General features: G+C 42.7%; 13 protein-coding genes. 6 read left to right on the top strand and 7 right to left on the bottom strand.

Annotated elements, in window-relative coordinates; all coding sequences use genetic code 11:
• Positions 1 to 773 precede the first annotated feature (773 nt).
• The gene (locus LDO73_RS16105) at positions 774 to 1766 is read left to right on the top strand and encodes a YeeE/YedE family protein (protein ID WP_224059374.1); all 993 of its coding nucleotides are present in this window, start codon (positions 774 to 776) and stop codon (positions 1764 to 1766) included.
• Between the two features lie 8 nt (positions 1767 to 1774).
• The gene (locus LDO73_RS16100) at positions 1775 to 3151 is read left to right on the top strand and encodes a rhodanese-like domain-containing protein (protein WP_224059372.1); all 1377 of its coding nucleotides are present in this window, start codon (positions 1775 to 1777) and stop codon (positions 3149 to 3151) included.
• An 82-nt stretch (positions 3152 to 3233) separates the two neighbouring features.
• Here the strand turns inward: LDO73_RS16100 and fdoI are convergent, their stop codons facing one another.
• The 7 genes from fdoI to LDO73_RS16065 all read right to left on the bottom strand — a co-directional run bounded on the left by fdoI (position 3234) and on the right by LDO73_RS16065 (position 15219).
• Complete coding sequence (fdoI, locus tag LDO73_RS16095) at positions 3234 to 3890, bottom strand: formate dehydrogenase cytochrome b556 subunit (protein ID WP_224059370.1); 657 nt, start codon at positions 3888 to 3890, stop codon at positions 3234 to 3236.
• The gene (fdxH, locus tag LDO73_RS16090) at positions 3887 to 4825 is read right to left on the bottom strand and encodes a formate dehydrogenase subunit beta (RefSeq protein WP_224059368.1); all 939 of its coding nucleotides are present in this window, start codon (positions 4823 to 4825) and stop codon (positions 3887 to 3889) included. Before fdxH ends, fdoI begins: the two co-directional genes overlap by 4 nt.
• A gap of 9 nt (positions 4826 to 4834) precedes the next feature.
• A complete protein-coding gene (fdnG, locus tag LDO73_RS16085) occupies positions 4835 to 7882 on the bottom strand; it encodes a formate dehydrogenase-N subunit alpha (protein ID WP_224059366.1) in 3048 nt (1015 codons plus the stop codon).
• A gap of 562 nt (positions 7883 to 8444) precedes the next feature.
• Positions 8445 to 11915, bottom strand: coding sequence for an autotransporter outer membrane beta-barrel domain-containing protein (locus LDO73_RS16080; RefSeq protein ID WP_224059364.1), 3471 nt, complete (start codon positions 11913 to 11915; stop codon positions 8445 to 8447).
• Between the two features lie 714 nt (positions 11916 to 12629).
• Positions 12630 to 13592 (bottom strand): GlxA family transcriptional regulator, encoded by a 963-nt coding sequence (locus tag LDO73_RS16075; protein ID WP_224059361.1) that lies wholly within the window; start codon positions 13590 to 13592, stop codon positions 12630 to 12632.
• Between the two features lie 69 nt (positions 13593 to 13661).
• Positions 13662 to 14438 carry an MBL fold metallo-hydrolase gene (locus LDO73_RS16070; RefSeq protein ID WP_224059359.1) on the bottom strand — a complete coding sequence of 259 codons (777 nt, stop codon included), beginning with the start codon at positions 14436 to 14438 and terminating at the stop codon, positions 13662 to 13664.
• Positions 14439 to 14697: 259 nt separating this feature from the next.
• A complete protein-coding gene (locus tag LDO73_RS16065; protein ID WP_224059357.1) occupies positions 14698 to 15219 on the bottom strand; it encodes a DUF6998 domain-containing protein in 522 nt (173 codons plus the stop codon).
• A gap of 83 nt (positions 15220 to 15302) precedes the next feature.
• Between LDO73_RS16065 and LDO73_RS16060 the strand changes: the two genes are divergently transcribed.
• The 4 genes from LDO73_RS16060 (at position 15303) to LDO73_RS16045 (ending at position 20178) form a co-directional block, all read left to right on the top strand.
• Complete coding sequence (locus tag LDO73_RS16060) at positions 15303 to 16334, top strand: HNH endonuclease (protein WP_224059355.1); 1032 nt, start codon at positions 15303 to 15305, stop codon at positions 16332 to 16334.
• Positions 16335 to 16583: 249 nt separating this feature from the next.
• Complete coding sequence (locus tag LDO73_RS16055; protein WP_224059353.1) at positions 16584 to 17201, top strand: 4Fe-4S dicluster domain-containing protein; 618 nt, start codon at positions 16584 to 16586, stop codon at positions 17199 to 17201.
• On the top strand, positions 17201 to 19216 hold the full coding sequence (gene hyfB / locus LDO73_RS16050) for a hydrogenase 4 subunit B (RefSeq protein ID WP_224059351.1): 2016 nt from the start codon (positions 17201 to 17203) through the stop codon (positions 19214 to 19216). The genes LDO73_RS16055 and hyfB overlap by 1 nt, the downstream gene beginning before the upstream one ends.
• Before the next feature lie 11 nt (positions 19217 to 19227).
• Positions 19228 to 20178: a respiratory chain complex I subunit 1 family protein gene (locus LDO73_RS16045; RefSeq protein WP_282560679.1), complete on the top strand. Its 951-nt coding sequence runs from the start codon at positions 19228 to 19230 to the stop codon at positions 20176 to 20178.
• The last annotated feature ends 4 nt before the right edge of the window (positions 20179 to 20182 follow it).

The following is a 20182-nucleotide window of genomic DNA, read 5'->3' as shown; positions in this document are numbered from 1 at the left end:
CTATTAATAACTAAGTATTTAAAAACACAGTTAAAAATAACTAAATGAAATTTCTTATATTAAATATAGTGTGATGACTATCCTGAAACTTATGCAGATAAAATTAATTTTATTTATAATCCCTCCTTTTTAATAAATGCATAATTTATTTTTACTCATTGATTTTAATGTTTATTTCAAATTATCTTTATGATGAAAATGGTTTCATTTAATTAAATTGAATGAGTTTAAAACTAGATTGATAACTGTTGTAATAAAAACACAATGAGATAATTACAATTGATTATTAATTTCTATAATTTAATTTGCTAATTATTAGTTTTGGTTGTTTTTTATATAAAGTCAAGATGGTAAATGTTTATATTTCAAAAATTATATTATTTAGTTTAAATTAACTTAGTGATTTAAATAGGAAGAATGATTGATTCGTTATTTTGAGCAACTCAGTTGAAACTACACCCCGAAAGAGACGGTAGGTGAAAATTAAGGTGAGTAATATTTTATAAGTGAAGGTTGTAGTACTTAGTCTCTTGATTGAAAGAAAACGGATTGAAATATCACCGATTTGTACTTTTTTTTCTCTAAAATTGATGCAAAACAAGTTAATAAGCTTCAACCATATTCATTAAGCGCTATCATAGGAAAATCTGTGAAGTATTAAAATATCGCGCTAAAACGACCCTCCCAAGCTCGTTATTGATTCTTCTGACTTCTTTAGAATAACTATTGAGAAATATCTATGCAGTTTATTACGTTACTACAGGAGCCCGCTCATGATTAGCGGCTTATTTGTTGGTCTGCTTTTTGGTGCGCTACTCCAATCAGGACAATTTTGTTTTGTTTCCGGCTTCAGGAATATTGTTTATCAGAAAAACACGCGTTTTCTTACGGCGCTACTGATAGCTATCTCTATTCAGGCGATTGGATTTTTTGCTCTACAATCAATGGGATTGATAACTATTCCAGAAGGCACGTTGCCTGTGACTGCCACAATTATCGGTGGCTTTTTATTTGGTGTCGGGATGGTATTAGCAGGCTGCTGTGGTAGCGGGGCTTGGTTCCGTTCTGGTGAAGGGTTAACAAGCACATGGCTCGCATTATTTGCGTTTATTGTCACGATGGCATCCGCTTGGAAAGGGAGCTTAAAACATTGGATTGACCCATTATTAGCCCACCCAGCACAGATTGATACCATCGATAAAACATTGAGCATCTCTCCTTGGTATCTGGTTGCGGTATTAATTATCGTCACGATTGGCTTACTGATTTATCAGCATCGTCATCCTCGTTATTCGCCACCACCATTAGGGAAATATAAGCAATTGCCCCTTAACTTAACGGCGGTACTTATTGGAATTCTCGGGATTATTGCTTGGTATTTGAGTGCGGAAAATGGACGTAACTTTGGTTTTGGTATCTCTGTGCCTTCTGCGAATGTGGTTCAATATCTCGTCACCGGTCAGCAGCGTTACCTTAATTGGGGAACCTTATTTGTGATTGGTATTTTGGCTGGCTCCATGATCAGCGCCAAACTCCGAGGTGAGTTTGCACTAACATTACCTCCTGATGGAAAAACAGTAGTGAAACGCCTAATGGGTGGGGTCGTGATGGGGATAGGGGCAACACTGGCGGGGGGATGCACCGTCACTAACTCACTGGTGGCAACCGCCTATTTTTCTTGGCAGGGATGGATCTCAACATTTATGGTGATGGCAGGCGTCTGGCTCACAAGTTATTTCATCAGACCGACACAGTGCAGAATATAGGAAAAAAAATGAAGGCAAAATTCGCCATTTTATTATTATCGGTTTGGTTGTCGGGCTGTGATCAGACCGTAGTCAAAGATATCAGTATTGATGAATTATCGAAGAATCTAAATAATCCAGATTATCTTATTATCGATACCCGACCGGATAGCCTATTTTTTGGTTTTAAAGATAAAGATGCTGCACGCGGTGGTCATATACAAGGTGCTATGCAATTTACGACGGGCTGGCTGGACTTTATTGATGAAAATAAGTTTACTCACTTCGTGGAAGAAAAAGGCATTACCAAAGAAAAAACACTGGTTTTCTATGATAGCAATTTGGATGATTTAGAACGCGTTACTGCGGAATTTGCAGCTAAAGGTTATAAGGTGCTCGCATTTAAAGAGTTCATTAAATATGCCAATGCAGATTATCCGATGGATAAATATCCCAATTATTGGATGAGTGTTTCGCCAAGCTGGGTCAATGCGGCGCTGAATGGCGAAAAACCAGAAAGCTATACCAGTGACCAAAAATCTGTCATTTTTGAAGTCTCCTGGGGAGATGCGCAGCAGTCCAAATCGTATTCTACTCATATTAAAGGTGCCTATCATTTTAATACTGACTGGATTGAAAATGGGCCGGTATGGAATCTATCTGAACCGAATGTGATTGAACATAACTTATTGAAAAATGGTATCCATAAGGATACGCCAGTGGTGGTTTATTCTGAAAACCAGATGGCAGCATTACGGGTGTTGTGGGCATTAAAATGGGCGGGAGTGGAAGATGTTCGGTTTCTTAATGGTGGTTTAAATGTCTGGGTTGATGCGGAATTGCCAACAGAAACTGTGATGAATATACCTGTACCAATTACGGATTTCGGTACATCCATTCCGGCAAACCCGCAGGTCAATATCGCTATGCCAGCGGAAGCGATACAAGCACAACAAGCGGGATTAAAGCTAATTAGTAATCGTACTTGGGATGAATATACGGGGAAAATTACGGGGTATGATTATATTCCACGTAAGGGCGAGCCTGCTGGGGCTATCTGGGGGTTCGGCGGTAAAAACGCGAATGATATGTCTGACTATTATGATCCTGACGGCACGTTACGTAACCCAGAAGAGATATTTGCCCTTTGGAAAACGCAAGGAATTGAGCCATCAGATCACGTTGCTTTTTATTGTGGTACTGGGTGGAGAGCCAGTGTTTCATGGTTTATGACTCAAATGGCCGGATGGGAAAATAGCCAGATATATGATGGTGGCTGGAATGCGTGGCAAATGGATCCTGAATTACCTGTGCTAAATAATGCGCAGAGTAAAATCACCAAACCAAGTGCATTGAATGACTTTGGCGAAATCGTGAAAAGGCCGGGGCAATCTTGCAAGAGCTAATCAGGTCTCTGATTACACGCTAAAGTAGGGAAATATCATGGTAGAGCAATGAATGACTACCATGATATGACTTCAGATTAACCTAGTGTGACGGGTTATTATCTTCTTTTGATTTCTCTTGTTCTAACACTTCACGATACCAGCGTGGGTGATGTTTTCTTGCCCATCCCCGCGTTACCCAACCTTCCACCATGCTACGAATTGAGCCTTTGACCCAAAAAGCCGCATAAGCATGAACGACAACGGTAATGATCAAAACTATCGCTGATATTGAATGAGCCAGTAGCGCAACTCGGATCACGTCAATAGAAAAATAATCGGCAAAATAAGGTCGCCAGATAATAATGCCACTGACGGTTAAGATAATGAGACAGAGACTCAGCGCCCAATAAATACCTTTTTGGCCAAGATTATAATGACCGATATCTCCAGCTTCTTCATTACGCAGTACTTTATGAATATTCTTTGCCCAAATAAGATCTTGTTTATCCACAAAGTTATATTTCAAATATCTGAAAAACATGAAGATAAACATAAACGCCATAAGGCATCCAACAAAGGGGTGTAACAGGCGCGATAATTGTGGGGTACCTAAAATGTTCATAAACCAGTTTAATGATGGGAAAAAGAATCCCAACCCACTGAATGCCGTAAACACAAAGGCAATGGCCACTAGCCAGTGATTAATACGTTCTGACGGGCTATGGCGTAAGATTTCATCACTGTTCTTTTTCATCATGGTTGCTCCTCTTTGTGCTCGGATTGCTCCGTTTTAGAAGAGGCTTCCATCTCTTTACGCGCTTCTTCTTCGTCTTCTTTGGTTGTGTGGTTTGGTCCAATACCAAAGTAATGGAAAATCGCCCCCGCAAACGTCGCTGCAAAACCCACAGCGGCAAGCGGTTTCCAAATTCCTTTCCAGAATTTAACCGTTTCACTGATTTCAGGGTTTTCAGGTAATCCATGATACAAACTTGGCTTATCTGCATGATGAAGAACATACATGACATGAGTTCCACCAACCCCCTGTGGGTCATAAAGCCCTGCATGTTGATAGCCACGGGTATTCAATTCTGAAACACGTTCTTGTGCGAGGTTTTTCATATCCTGCTTGCTACCAAAATGGATAGCGCCCGTTGGGCAGGTTTTGACACATGCGGGTTCTTGACCAACATCGACACGATCAACGCATAATGTGCACTTATAGGCGCGGTTATCATCCTGATTGATACGAGGTACATCAAATGGGCAACCTGCAATACAATAGCCACAGCCAATGCAATGTTCAGATTGGAAATCAACAATCCCATTTGCATATTGCACAATTGCCCCTTCTGCTGGGCAGGCCTTCAAACAACCGGGATCGGCGCAGTGCATGCAGCCATCTTTACGGATTAACCATTCTAATTTACCGTTTTCTTCGACTTCAGAAAAACGCATAACAGTCCATGATTTTGCTGTTAAATCAGTAGGATTATCATAAACACCGATATTCGTACCGACTTTGTCCCGAATATCGTTCCACTCCGAACACGCAACTTGGCAAGCTTTACAACCAATACAGATCGTAACATCAATGAGTTTTGCGACTTCTTCCTGATAATTACGAACTTGAGGTGCAGGTGTTAAGGAGTTGGTCGCAGATCGACGGATAATATTTTGAGATTGCATTGACATAATTTCTCCTTAGGCTTTTTCAACATTGACTAAAAACGCTTTATATTCAGGGGTGAATGCATTCGCATCACCAACCGATGGCGTCAATGTGTTAGCGAGGAAACCTTTCTGTGTTGCACCCTCAAAGCCCCAGTGACAAGGAATACCAATGGTATCGACGACTTTCCCATTAATCGTGAGTGGTCGAATGCGCTTGGTGACGACCGCTTTGGCTTTAATAAAACCGCGTTTGGCACTGACTCGAACTTCGTCACCTTGTTGAATACCCTTTTGTAAGGCTAGCTGTTCACCAATCTCAATAAACTGGTCTGGCTGCGCGATGGCATTGATCAAAGAATGTTTTGTCCAGTGACGAAATAGCTCGGTGATGGAGTAGGTTGTTGCCACATACGGGAAATCTTGGGCGTTACCTAAATGGTCGGCATCATAGCTATACAGCCGAGCCACTGGGTTACGAGAAACCGCGGAGTGCAATAAATTATGTTCTACGGGTGACTCAAAGGGTTCATAAAATTCGGGGAATGGGCCATCCGCCATTTTATCCACGGCAAATAGGCGGCCAACACCTTCAGGTTGCATAATAAATGGACCGACACCACTGTTTGGTGGTGCGTTACTAAAATCGGGAACATCAAATCCTCCCCACTTCGTTCCATCCCATTGAATCAGCTGCCGGTTTTCATCCCACGGTTTACCACTTGGATCAACGGATGCGCGATTGTAGAGCACTCGGCGATTTTGGGGCCAAGCAAACGCCCAACCCGGCGTACAACCTAACCCTGATGGGTCAGCGTTATCCCGATTGGCCATTTGGTTGCCTTTCTCTGTCCAGCAACCGGAATAAACCCAGCAAAAGCTGGCAGTAGAGCCGTCAGATTTCAGTTGATGAAAACCATCAATCTGTTGGCCTTTCTTCAATAATAATTTGCCAGCATCATCAAAGATATCTTGCATTGCTTGGCCATTCGCTTCTCTGGCGACCTCTTCGGGTTGAGGATCATAAGGGTCAATATAGTTCCAAGAGAGATTCATCAAAGGCTCAGGACAAACGCCACCTTCTTCACGATAAAGTTGGCGTAAGCGCATTAACAAATGCCCGAGAATTTTACCGTCGTGCCAAGCTTGAGCAGGTGGACGAGCGCCCGCCCAGTGCCATTGTAACCAACGACCTGAGTTCGCTATCGAACCGTTTTCTTCAGCAAAGCAAGATGAAGGGAGGCGGAATACTTCAGTTTGGATATCTGCGGTCGTGACATCATTCATTTCTCCATGGTTTTGCCAGAAGTTAGAAGATTCAGTAACCAGTGGGTCGATGATGACTAAATATTTGAGCTTGGCGAGTGCTGCGCTGCTTTTATTTTTATCCGGGAAAGCCGCTAATGGGTTAAAACCTTGAACAATATAGCCATTCATTTTCCCATCAATCATCATTTGGGTTTGAGCCATAATATCGTAGCTTTTATCCCATTTCGGTAGCCAATGGTAGCCCCACTCATTACTGGCCGTCGCATTATCCCCCCAAAAACTCTTCATTAAGCTAATAAAAAAGTCGGGTGTTCTTTTCCAGTAATTGACTTGGTCGGGCACAATTGCACTTGGGGTAATTTGTGACAAATAGGTTTGTAGCGAGGTTTGTTTTTCATTCGGTAAAGGCATATAGCCCGGAAGATTTAAAGATAACAATCCTAAATCACTGTAACCTTGAATATTTGAGTGTCCTCGCAACGCATTGACACCGCCACCTGGCATACCCACATTACCCAGTAACAGTTGGATCATACCTGCGGTGCGGATAGTTTGAGCGCCGCCAGTATGGTGCGTCCATCCGAGTGCATACAAAATCGTGGCGGTTCGATTTTTTACTGAGGTTGATGCAAGTTGCTCACAAATATAAATAAAATCTTCAATTGGCGTGCCACATAACGTTGTCACCATTTCTGGCGTATAGCGACCAACGTGCTGTTTCAATAAATTCCAGACACAGCGTGGATGCTGAAGAGATTCATCTTTTAGCGCATGACCATTTTGATCCGTTTCATAGTGCCAAGAACTGCGATCATATTGTTGGTTATCTTTATCAAAGCCACTAAAGAGACCATCGTTAAAGTGATAATCTTCACGAACGATTAAAGGTGCATTGGTATAGGCTTTCACATATTCATGTTGGATTTTATCATTTTCAATGAGATAGCGAGTAACCCCTAATAAGAATGCGGTATCAGAGCCTGCACGGATGGGGGAGTACAAATCTGCGACTGAGGCACTACGGTTAAAACGTGGGTCAACCACAATGACTTTGGCATTATTTTTAATTTTGGCTTCGATAACCCATTTAAAACCAACCGGATGTGCTTCCGCAGGGTTACCACCCATGATCAAAACCACATTGGCATTTTTAATATCAACCCAGTTATTGGTCATGGCCCCACGACCAAAAGTAGGGGCCAGTGCCGAAACGGTCGGTGCATGACAAAGTCTGGCTTGGCAGTCGATGGCTAACATGCCGAGTGAACGCGAAAATTTATTATCGAGAATACCGGTTTCATTACTCGCCGCGGATGAACACAACATACCGGTTGTTAGCCAGCGGTTAACTTCTTGGCCTTTTTCATTGTGAGTCACGAAGTTATCATCACGATCTTTTTTCATTAATCGCGCAATTTTATCTATCGCTTCATCCCATGAAATTCGTTCCCATTTATCGGATCCTGCTTTGCGATATTCGGGGTATTTTAATCGGTTTTCACTATGAATATAGTCGATAAGGCCTGCACCTTTAGGGCATAAAGAGCCTCGGCTAACCGGATGGTCGGGGTCACCTTCGATATGGTAAATGGATTTATCGACATTTTTTGCACCATCACCTAGGCTGTACATCAAGATGCCACAACCCACGGAGCAGTAAGTGCAGTTGTTTCGGGTTTCTATCGAGCGCAGTAGTTTATATTGGCGAGTGCTTGCAAGGGATACATTAGGGGCAAAACCGAGTAGTGCAGCAGAGGTTCCAGCCATACCACCCGCACAAATTTTAAAAAAAGACCGTCGACTGACTTGCATCAGCGTCTCCTTGTAAATTGATTAGAAATACCAAGGCTAGGCCGCTAAAAAAACAGCCTATCCAGAGTGGGTTTTCATTTTTCAATCATTCAAGACAGACCTGAGCATCATAAGAACTCAATGTAATGAACTACAACATAAAATGATGGGGCAGAATTATAAAGGTTAAAAAAAATAAATCCATATTAATGATATGGTCATATCTACACATAAAAAACAACATGTTATTTAACTAATGATAATCAAAAAGTGATCGTGAAATACCGTTTTATTTTCTACTTATATTCTTAAAAACAAGGATAAGTTAGTTATTTAATTTTTTACGCCTTTCCTTCGTCATTACTGTTAAGCAACTCTTCTGAATATCAGCCAAATGAAAAAGGCGGAAGTAAGATTAAATATTGTTGACCCTCTTGTCGACTTGGCAGAATTAAATGAGTTCAAATACCCGATTGGGAATGGAACGCAGCGCAGCGCTCATAAAACAAAGCGACTTGCACCATATAGATACAAGCCGCTTTTTTATTGATCCCAAATACGAGATTAAAAATACGAGACTAAACTAATACATATACTTAATACCAAGCACCGCTTGAGTATCACTGTAACCGGAATCGCCGAGCTGCTGGGAAACGTTCCCCCACAAGTTCAAGTTTGAATTAATCTGGCCTTCAATACCGATTTTCACTTCCCCAATATTACGGGTGCCGGCAACATTAAACTGCTCGCCATTCATCTTCACGCCATACTGTTTGCTGTTATAAATCCAGTTGGTTTCGACAAAAGGCTCAAAGTTGCGACCTTTACCTTCATCAATCGCATTGTGGCCATGTAGGTAAGCCCGTAGCCCCAGACGCGTACGAATATTGTTCTCTCCGCTGCTACTGACGAGGGTGCCATTGACTTCGGTATGATCATTCGCTTTCACGCCTTGCCACGTCACTTGCGCTTTAGGTTGTAGATAGAAAGTGTTGACCATTTCATTGGTGGTGTACTCCCCCATTCTGAAGGTATAACCGGATTCTACAGAAGCCGTCATGCCTCGGGATTTATATTTTTCGGTGGCAAGCTGATGACCATTAACTTCATGATCAAACCAGTTATACTGCGCCCAAGTATCGACATACAACCCAGACTTATCAGCTTCATTCGCATACCAAGTACCGTAAAGCCCTACGCTGTAACCACTTGTATTACCTTTGGAATCATAGCCATTGCGGTGATTTTTGGTTTTGCTGTTCTGGTGAGCGTATCCTGCCATCACACCCACATGGTAACGATTAAGCCCATCGGTCGACCAATCGGCAACATCGCCACCCAATTGGACAACGTAACGGTTATCCCGTGTATTGAGTGACCCTTGCGCCACTTGGGAACGATTAAAGCCACCCACATTACGTAGCCACATCGAGGTTACTTTGGTTTCGCCCGTTAAGGCATCGGTGTACTGAGTCTCGCCCAAACGGTCATGCAGCCGCAGATCAAACAGAGTATTGGCCGCTTGCATATTACTGATGTAAGTCCCTACTTCTGGCCGAGGTGGCGGTTTAACAGGATCGACAGGTTTCACCGGGTCAACAGGGTCGACAGGTTTCACGGGGTCAACAGGGTCGACAGGTTTCACGGGGTCAACAGGGTCGACAGGTTTCACGGGGTCAACAGGGTCGACAGGTTTCACGGGGTCAACAGGGTCGACAGGTTTCACTGGGTCAACAGGGTCGACAGGTTTTACGGGGTCAACAGGGTCGACAGGTTTCACCGGGTCAACAGGGTCGACAGGTTTCACCGGGTCAACGGGGTCGACAGGTTTTACGGGGTCAACAGGGTCGACAGGTTTTACCGGGTCAACAGGGTCGACAGGTTTCACCGGGTCAACGGGGTCGACAGGTTTTACCGGGTCAACAGGGTCGACAGGTTTTACGGGGTCAACAGGGTCGACAGGTTTTACGGGGTCAACGGGGTCGACAGGTTTCACCGGGTCAACAGGGTCGACAGGTTTTACCGGGTCAACGGGGTCGACAGGTTTTACGGGGTCAACAGGGTCGACAGGTTTCACCGGGTCAACAGGATCAACTGGTGGCTCCACGTACAAACTGGTCAAATACCAGTTTTTATAGTTGGTACCTGGAACATAGCCACCACGCAGCAGCGTGTAGTCATAAGCGCCCGCAACAATACGTCCGCTTTGCTTAAACTCCCCAAGGGAACGATCTGCAACGGTAATCAGCTCAATACCCGTTTCCGTTTGTGCGCCTTTCCCATGGATATTATTCACATAAACTGTGGTATTGCCGGTACTATCGCCATTAATGATTAATTTATCTGTTTTTGAATCATCTCCACCCAGTTCAGTATTGAAATAGAGAGAGCCATTATCAGACTTATAATCATTAAGAACATTTAAATGTGTTTGTGTTTGGTCGTCCCTTGAAAGCTTAACGATTCCACGGTTATCCAGTGATGAAATTGTTTGGCCAAATCCATTGAGGTCAAACTGGCTGAAGTTTTTAACATCAACACGGCTCCCAAATGCGTTTTGATTACCCGCTTTTAACGCGCCACCATTGATAACTACAACGCCGCTATGCTCGCTGTTATTCCCTGCAAACGTAATAGTGTTGGTATTGTTTTTTACCACATTGATGGTATTAATCAGGTTCGGTGAGAAATCATTATCATTTTGATAATTGAACACTAATCCCGCCTGCATAGGAAGTTTATCGTCATTAAACTGGTAGCTATTTTTGCCAGTAAAGCCTTCGATACTCTCGGTATTTAATTCACCCGCTAGACCACCATCACCATGATAAATAACGGCATTAAAGTAATTACTGTCTTTGTTTAAGTTGATTTTGTGGGTGGTGACGTTCCCGCCAGCCAGCAGGTTAAGGGTACTTCTTCCTAGAATACTTGGGAGAAGCTTTGTTTTACCGAGAGTTATCTCTTCGGCAGAGACCAAGCCACCGTCTGCAATGGTGATTTCATGGTTAACATTATCCCCTAGAATAAGGTGATTTTGAGCGGTGATTTTTGATTGCTCGCCAGTCACGATTACGGTTGGATGTGGCGTGTTGATATCGTAAGGGTCAACCGTTGCGGAATCTCCCGTTCCTAATATGATATTTTTAGCGTTTATTTCAGCGCCATCTTTGACAGTTAATAAGCTTCGTAAATTTCCTCCAGTGGTAAAATTTTCAGACACATCAATTGATGAATCTTTGCCTGAGATTAATAAGGAGACAGGGGAATTATCACTCCACACTTTATGTAAGCCAGCATGGAAGTTTTTAGCTTTAATTTTACCGCCAGACAAAATATTCAGTTCACTGGGGGTATCTGGATCGGCATTCCCAAAGTTTTTAGCAAAGTAAACGTCTTCTTTAACGTTTAACAATCCATTATTTTTGATATTTAAAACCGTTTTGAGGGATGCTTCGTCATAGTTTATGCCCATATCATGCATGACGACATTTTCAGCTTCAATAACACCGTCATTATCAATATTGATTGTGACAATGCCGATCGGGAATCGATTACTGTTAAATGACGAGGCGGTTAAATCTTGATTAACCTTTAAGATGGAACCTTTGCCATCGACATTTAAGGTATATTGCGCTTCCTCGTCTAGATTGGTGCCCCGATAATTGCCCATAGAAAATTTATCGGTATAAACTTGAGCGCCATTAAGAATATCAATACCTGACTTCGAGGGGGTTTTTGTGTATCGGGTATGAAGGCTGATAACACCAAGATTCAAGGCATTTTTGTTATTCCAGATAGAATCGCTACCTGAAACAGTCACACTTCCTGATTCCCCGAAAAAATCAGTGATCACAGTGTTATTAGTTTCTAATGTCCCAGATTTAATAAGAACTTTCCCATTTCTTATATATAAATTATCAAGATCTAAAATTTCATTTTTATCATCTAACTCTTTGACTTCGCCATTTGCAATGGTGGCAGCATGACCTGTTGAGGCCATTATAAGTAAAAGAAGATAATTGGCGGGGTAATAACGTTTTTTATTTTTCATGTGAAACCATCCTTGACGTTTAATTTTTATAAATTAAATCAAGTTATTAGCAGTGTAATGATGCCCAGCGAGCTGTTAGGCTACTGATGCAGTTACGGGATTATTTAAATTATTTTTAAGCTCTTATTATTAAATTAATGAGCATTGATTTTATTAGTGAATTTTTTTTTAGCCTTTAATAAAGTTATCTAAATTTGACTAATTAAGTGGAAAAGTTAATGACAATGTTATCGCTTGGATCTGTGTGTCTAATTTATAATTCCAATAACTATAATAGGTATAAGGAATACCGCTTTTGTATTAGAACTATAATTTCGAGAACTATAATCAAGCTAGTTATTATTTTCCAAGTATTTTATTCAAGGATTAGAACTCATGATCCTTTTATCTAAATTGAACAAATAAATGGTTTTTAATTTTGAAAGTAAAATTAAAACGGTTTTTTAATCCTAATGTTAATAGTGAGAATAATTCTTTCTCATTGATTTCAATTAAGATAATTCTTAATTAAGATTTATTTTACCTGCGTGATTTTTTAATTAAGTAATTTGTTTTTATCCACGCTGGTATTACCAGTTTTATTTTTTAACAATAATAAAAATATATTTTTTCTTTTTTGAGTTGGGTTTTTTGATGGGGTTAAATATTAATAATGTTATTGAAAAATAGTTTCTTGATTATGGTTTTTATATGAAAATTAAATTCTTTTATGATTTATGAAATATTTTCATCGCTCCCAAATACTTTTCGCCATTGCATAGGGCTAACTCCAAACTTATCCTTAAATAATTGCCTAAATGTCACGGAAGATTGAAAACCCGCTAATTCAGCTACGCGTTCAATAGAGAATGCTGAACTTTCTAGAAGTTCTTGGCTGCGATTCAAGCGTGCAATGGTTAACCATTCACCGATGCTAATTCCTGTCGCTTTTTGAAAATGACGAGTAAGGGTGCGGCGGCTCATGGACATTTTACTGGCGAGCTCATCAATAGAGTGGGGGAGTTGTAGGTGATTTAGCAGATAATCGAGAAGTTGATTAATGCGATGGTCACTGGTATTTCGGGGAATAATCTGTTCAATATATTGTGTTTGACCGCCATCTCGATGAGGCGGTGTCACCATTCTGCGCGCCATTTCATTCGCTATCTTGGCACCAAAACGTTGTCGGACAATATGCAAACAGCAGTCTAATGCAGCGGCAGTTCCTGCGGACGTTATTACGCCCTCATCTTCGGTATACAGCACATTGACATCTAATTTGACCTTCGGAAATAGCTGCTGAAATTGCTGTTCAAATCTCCAATGGGTGGCGGCTTTATGATCATCGAGTACACCAGCATAGGCGAGCACAAAGGCTCCAAGGCATAAACCTACCAATAAGGAGCCATTTTGTTTTGCCTCATTAATTGCAGTAAGTAAGGGCTCACTAGGGCGCTCATGGATCTTCTCCCAAAATGGGATCACCACAATATCTGCGGTTTTTAGGGCTTCGAAGCTGTATTCTGCATTGACGGCTGTTCCCTCTTTAGACCAGACTAACCCCGTTGTTTCAGCACATATTTTTCGTGAAAACAGCGGGTTATCCGTCATCATATTGCCAAAGAAAATCAAAGGAACCGATAAATGGAAGGTGCTGAACCCTTCAGTGACCACAATTGCAACGGTGGTTGTTTTCATTGATCGTTCCTTTATGGCAGTAAGTGGTAAAAAGCAGTAAATGACATGAAAACAGCGGTAATCGCGATTCTAAATAGAGACAGTTTCACCGTCTTTCGGGGCAAAAACCACTCCAGCCAAACCGTTTACAGCGGCATAATCGAGCAACTGTTGCCGAGTGACTAAGCAGTGATTAATGGCTTCCATATGGGTACCAATAATCTTTGCATTTGGTCTTATCTGCCGTACTTTCAGCATATCTTCTTGTCCAAAAATAATCGAGCCGTATCCCAAGATATGCGCCCAACCAGTATTCATGATCACAACATCAGGCGCATGAGCAGCCAAGTTATGTTCAATAGCGGAAAACCAAATGGAATCCCCCATTAAATACAGCACTTGTTCCGAAGGGTGTTTAAATATCACGCCGGAAGCATCTCCCAATCGTTCACTTAAAATAGGATTTTCATAAGCAAGGTCAGAGCCATGTTGGCATTGGGTTTTAATTAAATGAATGCCCTCAAACTCAGTGGATTCAGACAAAATGCAGAGATTAGTGAATCCTTGGGAAGATAATAGCTGTTTATCGTGCTCATTCTGAACAAAGATGAGTTTATCTTTAGGAATAGCTTTTACCGCGGCCTCATCCCAATGATCTAAATGGGTGTGCGTGACAATAATCGCATCGACATCCAATAGGCTATTAATGTCGCAAGGTAGGTCAGCCATAGGAATACGAATGTGCGCGTTGGCTGTGCCTTCAAATCCGGGGTAGCTTCCTTTTTCCCCTAACATGGGGTCGATAAGAAATCTTTTGCCTGCATAGTCGATGATTTGTGTGGCATTGCGAATTTGGGTAATTTTCATAAAAACCGCCTTATTAAGTGGGTTGATAAGCTCATGGCTCAATAAGGCGATTATGATGTTTTTGGGCAAAATCACCGCAACTATTAGGACAATTAGCGATGAGATTGGGTCAGGTTATTTGAAGCATGTATACAATGATTAATTTGGCGATGAAAGTTGGTTATATCATTCAATTTTTAAAAGAAACTGAATTTTTTAATGCAGTTTTATTTTGTTTTAATTAATAGCCAAAAGTGGAAAAGTTTCAGTTTGATAAAGGCTATTGGCTATGTAAGCTCTTGGTGATTAATATTATTTTCTCTTTAATATCAAGAACTCTCTCATCTAAAAGAATATCCCCCTTTAACGTGATGAGATGGGCATTCGTATGCTTGCTAAATTTAGCATAATCCCCAATGACGATATGAGGAATTTTATATGCTTCTATGACGTTATAGTGCGTATCAAATATGACCGCAATGAGGTAATCAAATTCAATTGCATCATAATTTCGCAAAGCACTTAATTGTTTAGAAGGGCTATCTGGCGTGATTCTTCGAGCTTTAATTTGAACTTTTTGGCCATCAACATCTATTGCATCAACACCAGGATAGGAATTATTTAGTAGTTTCATTCCGAATGCTTGAGAAACTAACCATTCAGCATAGTCACCTACTGGGTTATTTTTGGTACGTAAAATGTTTCTTGAGCATAATTCAAGCAAAATGTCTGCATGTATTGAAAGTAATTGAGTATTATCTAGCGTCGGTAGAAGTTTTTTTATTAACTCATTATTGTTCATTTTAATTTTCCATTTTACTGTTATTCATTAATTCTACACAAAGCAAGAATATATAATATTCAGATTATTAATGGGGGAAATATATGATTTTAAGTAAAGATGGCTATCCCAAAGGTCCTCGGATAAGGGCGGTGTGGGACAGTTGTTTTGAGTTATATAATCAATTAGGTAGAGCGCCAGCTAGGCGAGAGTTGATTGCGGCAATAAATAAGCCTGCACAAAGTATAATGAACACAAACAGCCTTTCACGCCACTGGAAGAATTGGATGAGACATCACGATCTGAAAAATGGTCATTTCGATAACTATATTCCTTCGGAATATTCAAATGGGCATCGAAACCAAATGATATACGTTGTCAGCTTGTTAGGAGCACCAACGGAAATTGAAATCCGAAATTGGCTAGATGATAGTAATCAACCAATGAAACATGCTGAAGTTGGGCAATTATTGCAGCAGCTAACCGTCAATCATCAATATCGAGCTAGACATTGTGAAAGTCGGAAATTGACGCGTAGTAACAGTGGACACCCAAACGATGCTTTATTTCAAATAGAGAAAACATTTCAACTTTACCAACCTGAAGTACATGGCATCTGGGATTTGGAAGATAAAAAGCCAGTATTGGTGGAATTTAAAAGTAATATAAGTTCATTACTCGAAAAAATGAGAGATGAGCTTGATACGTCAGATGTGAGTATAAATGATCAAGGCGATTGCCGCTCGCGAGCATTACAGCATGTTGTAATTCGTGAAGGTCAGCAAGCGTTTAGAGTAAAATTATTAACGGCATATTCGAGTAAATGTGCTGTCACTGGTAGCAAAATTATCGAGTTACTTGAGGCCGCACACATACGTCCTTATCAAGGCCATTGGCATTGTCATGCGAGTCATGGACTATTATTAAAAGCAGATATTCATACGTTATTTGATAAAGGTTTACTTTGGATTAATGATGATTATACAGTGCAATTAGCTGATTCTCTTTTGGACAGTGAATATGCTGAATATCATGGAAAATCTCTTTTACTTCCAAAAAATAAATCCGATATGCCTTCCGTTACAGATCTCGCGTTACATAGAGATTTCTTCGGAAGAACAAGCCCCCGTATTTAAGCCGTAATTGTTACATAAAAGGGAGTCTTGAATATTTTTCAAAGACCCCTTTTTTGAACTTTTAAGCTTTAGTCATCACTTTAAATTTTATTTTTTCTTTTATTTCCCCCCTTTCGTCATTACTGTCGAACCTCCACCTCACAAAACCCCAACCAACTGATAAACAACAATATTATTTCTGGCACAAAAAATGCTTAGGTGTCTGCAACAAACTTAAGATCCGACTGATTTTATTGGAGGGGAAAGCGAATGAATCGCTTTGTAATTGCAGACCCACAACTGTGTATCGGATGTAACACTTGCATGGCGGCGTGCTCAGAAACGCATAAAGCCCAAGGATTACAAACACATCCGCGACTAAAGGTGGTCAAAGTTGGCGAGCTAACCGCACCGATGCTCTGTCGTCAATGTGACGATGCCCCGTGTGCGCGTGTGTGTCCGGTCAATGCCATCACACACGAAAATGACATGATTGTGCTGAATGAAAGCCTGTGCATTGGTTGCAAACTGTGTGGTTTGGTTTGCCCGTTTGGGGCAATCACACCATCAGGCAGTAAACCTGTCGATATGCCTGATTTCTTTGAACAATATGTCCCAAAAGAGATGCTGTTAGATGTGCCTGATAGCCTTCCAACCATGAACCCTTTCCTTGCGTGGAACGCGGGAATTCGCAATGTCGCCGTGAAGTGTGACCTGTGTGATTTCAGTGACGAAGGGCCAGCTTGCATTAAAGTCTGCCCAACCGATGCCCTCCATCTGGTGGAAGAACGTCAACTCGAAAACGAAAGTGCCAAACGCCGCAGTGCATCTGTCGATGCCATGCCGCCAGAGTTCGACATTTTTGTTGCTGATCGGGAGAACCCATAATGACACCTCTTCAGTTACTTTTATGGTCGGTGATTTTCTACGCGGTGGGTGGCTTTGTTTCGTTGCTCTTTAAACGCCAAGAAAAGCTCGCCATTTATGTCGCGGGAATTGCTGCCATGATAGGTGGCGTACTGGGCTTATGTAGCTCTATTCCTGTGTTAATGAGCGGGGAAGTGCTTACTTACCTGTCGCAAGGCCCATTCCCGTTTGCCAACTTTGTCGTTAGGTTCGATAGCCTTGCAGCCTTTATGGTGATGGTGATTTCGCTGCTGGTGACCGTCAGCGCTTTATATTCCTTAAACTATGTTCAGGAATATTGTGGTCGCGGCGCGTGGAGCATGGGCTTCTTCCTAAACCTGTTTATCGCCTCCATGGTCGCCTTGGTGGTGATGGATAACGCCTTCTACTTCATCATCCTGTTTGAAATGATGTCGCTGGCATCTTGGTTCTTAGTGATTGCCGACCAAGATGAAAAATCCATCCGTGCAGGTCTGCTGTACTTCTTTATTGCTCACGCCGGCTCGATTTTAATCATGATTGCCTTCTTCTTAATGTGGCGTGAAAGTGGCAGTTTGGATTTCGACTCCTTCCGCCAGCTATCACTCTCACCAGCGATGGCATCGGTGGTCTTTTTATTGGGATTTTTTGGCTTTGGAGCCAAGGCAGGGATGCTCCCACTTCACAGCTGGTTACCGCAAGCTCACCCCGCAGCACCGTCTCATGCATCGGCATTAATGTCCGGCGTGATGGTGAAAATTGGTATCTTTGGGATCATCAAAGTGGGTATCGATTTACTCGGTGCCACTCAAGGTTGGTGGGGCATTGTGGTGCTGGCATTCGGTGCGGTTTCCTCAGTTCTTGGGGTTATGTACGCGTTGGCTGAGCACGACATTAAACGCTTACTGGCATGGCACACTGTCGAAAATATCGGGATTATCCTGATGGGGGTCGGTGTGGCGATGGTCGGCATGGCAAACAATATGCCTGTGCTGGCAACCATTGGCCTGCTCGGTGCGATTTACCACTTACTTAATCATGCGGTGTTCAAAGGCTTATTGTTCCTTGGAGCTGGCGCGGTTATCTACCGTGTGCATACCCGCGATATGGAAAAAATGGGCGGCTTGGCAAAATTAATGCCACTCACCGCCACCGCGTTTTTAATCGGCTGTATGGCGATTTCAGCGCTGCCACCACTCAACGGCTTTGTCAGTGAGTGGTACACCTATCAATCCCTGTTCTCAATGAGCCATGAAGGCACTTTTATTATGCGTATCAGCGGTCCAATCGCTATTGTGATGTTAGCCATCACGGGGGCGTTGGCGGCGATGTGTTTTGTGAAAGTCTACGGCGTTAGCTTCTGCGGCGGTGCTCGCAGCGAACAAGCCACTCATGCTCGTGAAGTGCCATGGACAATGACCGCAGCAATGCTGATTTTAGCGGCTATCTGCGTCATTTTAGGGGTAGGCGCGACCTATATCGCTCCGGTCTTAGCCAACGTGGCGATGTCTCTGACACACGCCACCGATATCACTGTGGCACAAGGGGCGATGCTGGTACCAAACAGCGCATCTCAAGCGATGATCTCTCCAGCCATGACCTTGATCCTGCTGCTAGCATTGCCAATCATTCCGTTAATTATCTACATGGTATTTAAAGGCAAGCAGCTCGAAGCGCGCCGTAAAGGGGACGCATGGGCGTGTGGTTATGCGTGGGAAAAAGAGATGTCTGTGTCAGCGGGTGGCTTTACTCAGCCGCTGCGTTCTATGTTTGCGCCACTGTATCGCCTGCGTACTCAGCTCGACCCTTCAGCGCGTTTAGCGCAAACCTTAGAAGTGACAAAAGTGGGAGCAGGGAAAGTGGAACCGTTCTGGGATGAGAAAATTATCTACCCATTGGTTCGCATGATTAACCGAATAGCAAAACGCATGCAATGCCTGCAAGGCGGGGACTTCAGGCTCTACTGCCTGTATGTGGTCGCGGCCTTGATTGTACTGCTTGTTGTGATTGCGGCGTAAGGAGAGAAACCATGTCGATTCAAGAAACACCCACATTGATGACAGGGATCTTCGCCGTCGTTCAAGCCGTCGTCTTACTGCTGCTGACGCCGCTGTTCACTGGGATCTCCCGTCAAATTCGCGCCAAAATGCACTCTCGCCAAGGCCCGGGTATTTGGCAGGATTATCGCGATATTACCAAGCTGCTGACGCGTCAATCCGTCGCGCCGCGTGATTCTGGCATTATCTTTCGCATCATGCCGTATGTACTGCTGGGCAGTATGTTACTGCTCGCGATGGCGTTGCCAGTGGTCACTAACACGTCGCTGTTTAGTGGTGCGGCAGACATCATTATCGTGCTGTATATCTTCGCGTTATTCCGCTTTTTCTTCTCACTTTCCGGTCTTGATACTGGCAGCCCATTTGCGGGTATCGGTGCGAGCCGTGAACTGACGCTTGGTGTACTGGTGGAACCGACGTTATTCCTCGGTTTGCTGGTCGTGGCACTGATTGCTGGCTCCACCAATATTGGCACCATCAGCGCGACGATGAGTGAAGGCTGGGTATCACCAACTGCCACTTTATTAGCACTGCTAGCCTGCGGCTTCGCGACATTTATTGAGATGGGCAAAATCCCATTCGACGTGGCGGAAGCGGAGCAAGAGCTGCAAGAAGGCCCACTAACCGAATACTCGGGTTCTGGTCTGGCGTTGGTGAAATGGGGCATTGGGCTGAAACAGGTGATTGTTGCTGTTCTATTCCTGTCGATTTTCTTCCCATTTGGTAATGCCAGTGTCTTTACCGTTGGCAGTGTGCTGTTAGCGATGGGATTACTGCTAGTGAAATTACTGGTGATTTTCGTGCTGGCGTCGCTGGTCGAAAACAGTCTGGCTCGTGGTCGTTTCTTATTAACGCACCATGTGACTTGGTTAGGATTCGGTGTTGCGGCACTCGGATTCGTCTTCTACCTCACCGGTCTATAAGGAG

Source organism: Providencia alcalifaciens (assembly GCF_915403165.1).
GTDB lineage: Bacteria > Pseudomonadota > Gammaproteobacteria > Enterobacterales > Enterobacteriaceae > Providencia > Providencia alcalifaciens_C.
This window is presented reverse-complemented; position numbering and strand designations above follow the sequence as displayed.

What these genes read in the sequence shown, in the direction of transcription:
- fdxH (WP_224059368.1), bottom strand. Translation starts at nt 4,825, where the DNA reads ATGTCAATGCAATCTCAAAATATTATCCGTCGATCTGCGACCAACTCC.
- LDO73_RS16075 (WP_224059361.1), bottom strand. Translation starts at nt 13,592, where the DNA reads ATGAAAACAACCACCGTTGCAATTGTGGTCACTGAAGGGTTCAGCACC.
- fdoI (WP_224059370.1), bottom strand. Translation starts at nt 3,890, where the DNA reads ATGATGAAAAAGAACAGTGATGAAATCTTACGCCATAGCCCGTCAGAA.
- LDO73_RS16080 (WP_224059364.1), bottom strand. Translation starts at nt 11,915, where the DNA reads ATGAAAAATAAAAAACGTTATTACCCCGCCAATTATCTTCTTTTACTT.
- LDO73_RS16105 (WP_224059374.1), top strand. Translation starts at nt 774, where the DNA reads ATGATTAGCGGCTTATTTGTTGGTCTGCTTTTTGGTGCGCTACTCCAA.
- LDO73_RS16045 (WP_282560679.1), top strand. Translation starts at nt 19,228, where the DNA reads ATGTCGATTCAAGAAACACCCACATTGATGACAGGGATCTTCGCCGTC.
- LDO73_RS16055 (WP_224059353.1), top strand. Translation starts at nt 16,584, where the DNA reads ATGAATCGCTTTGTAATTGCAGACCCACAACTGTGTATCGGATGTAAC.
- LDO73_RS16060 (WP_224059355.1), top strand. Translation starts at nt 15,303, where the DNA reads ATGATTTTAAGTAAAGATGGCTATCCCAAAGGTCCTCGGATAAGGGCG.
- hyfB (WP_224059351.1), top strand. Translation starts at nt 17,201, where the DNA reads ATGACACCTCTTCAGTTACTTTTATGGTCGGTGATTTTCTACGCGGTG.
- LDO73_RS16100 (WP_224059372.1), top strand. Translation starts at nt 1,775, where the DNA reads ATGAAGGCAAAATTCGCCATTTTATTATTATCGGTTTGGTTGTCGGGC.
- LDO73_RS16065 (WP_224059357.1), bottom strand. Translation starts at nt 15,219, where the DNA reads ATGAACAATAATGAGTTAATAAAAAAACTTCTACCGACGCTAGATAAT.
- LDO73_RS16070 (WP_224059359.1), bottom strand. Translation starts at nt 14,438, where the DNA reads ATGAAAATTACCCAAATTCGCAATGCCACACAAATCATCGACTATGCA.
- fdnG (WP_224059366.1), bottom strand. Translation starts at nt 7,882, where the DNA reads ATGCAAGTCAGTCGACGGTCTTTTTTTAAAATTTGTGCGGGTGGTATG.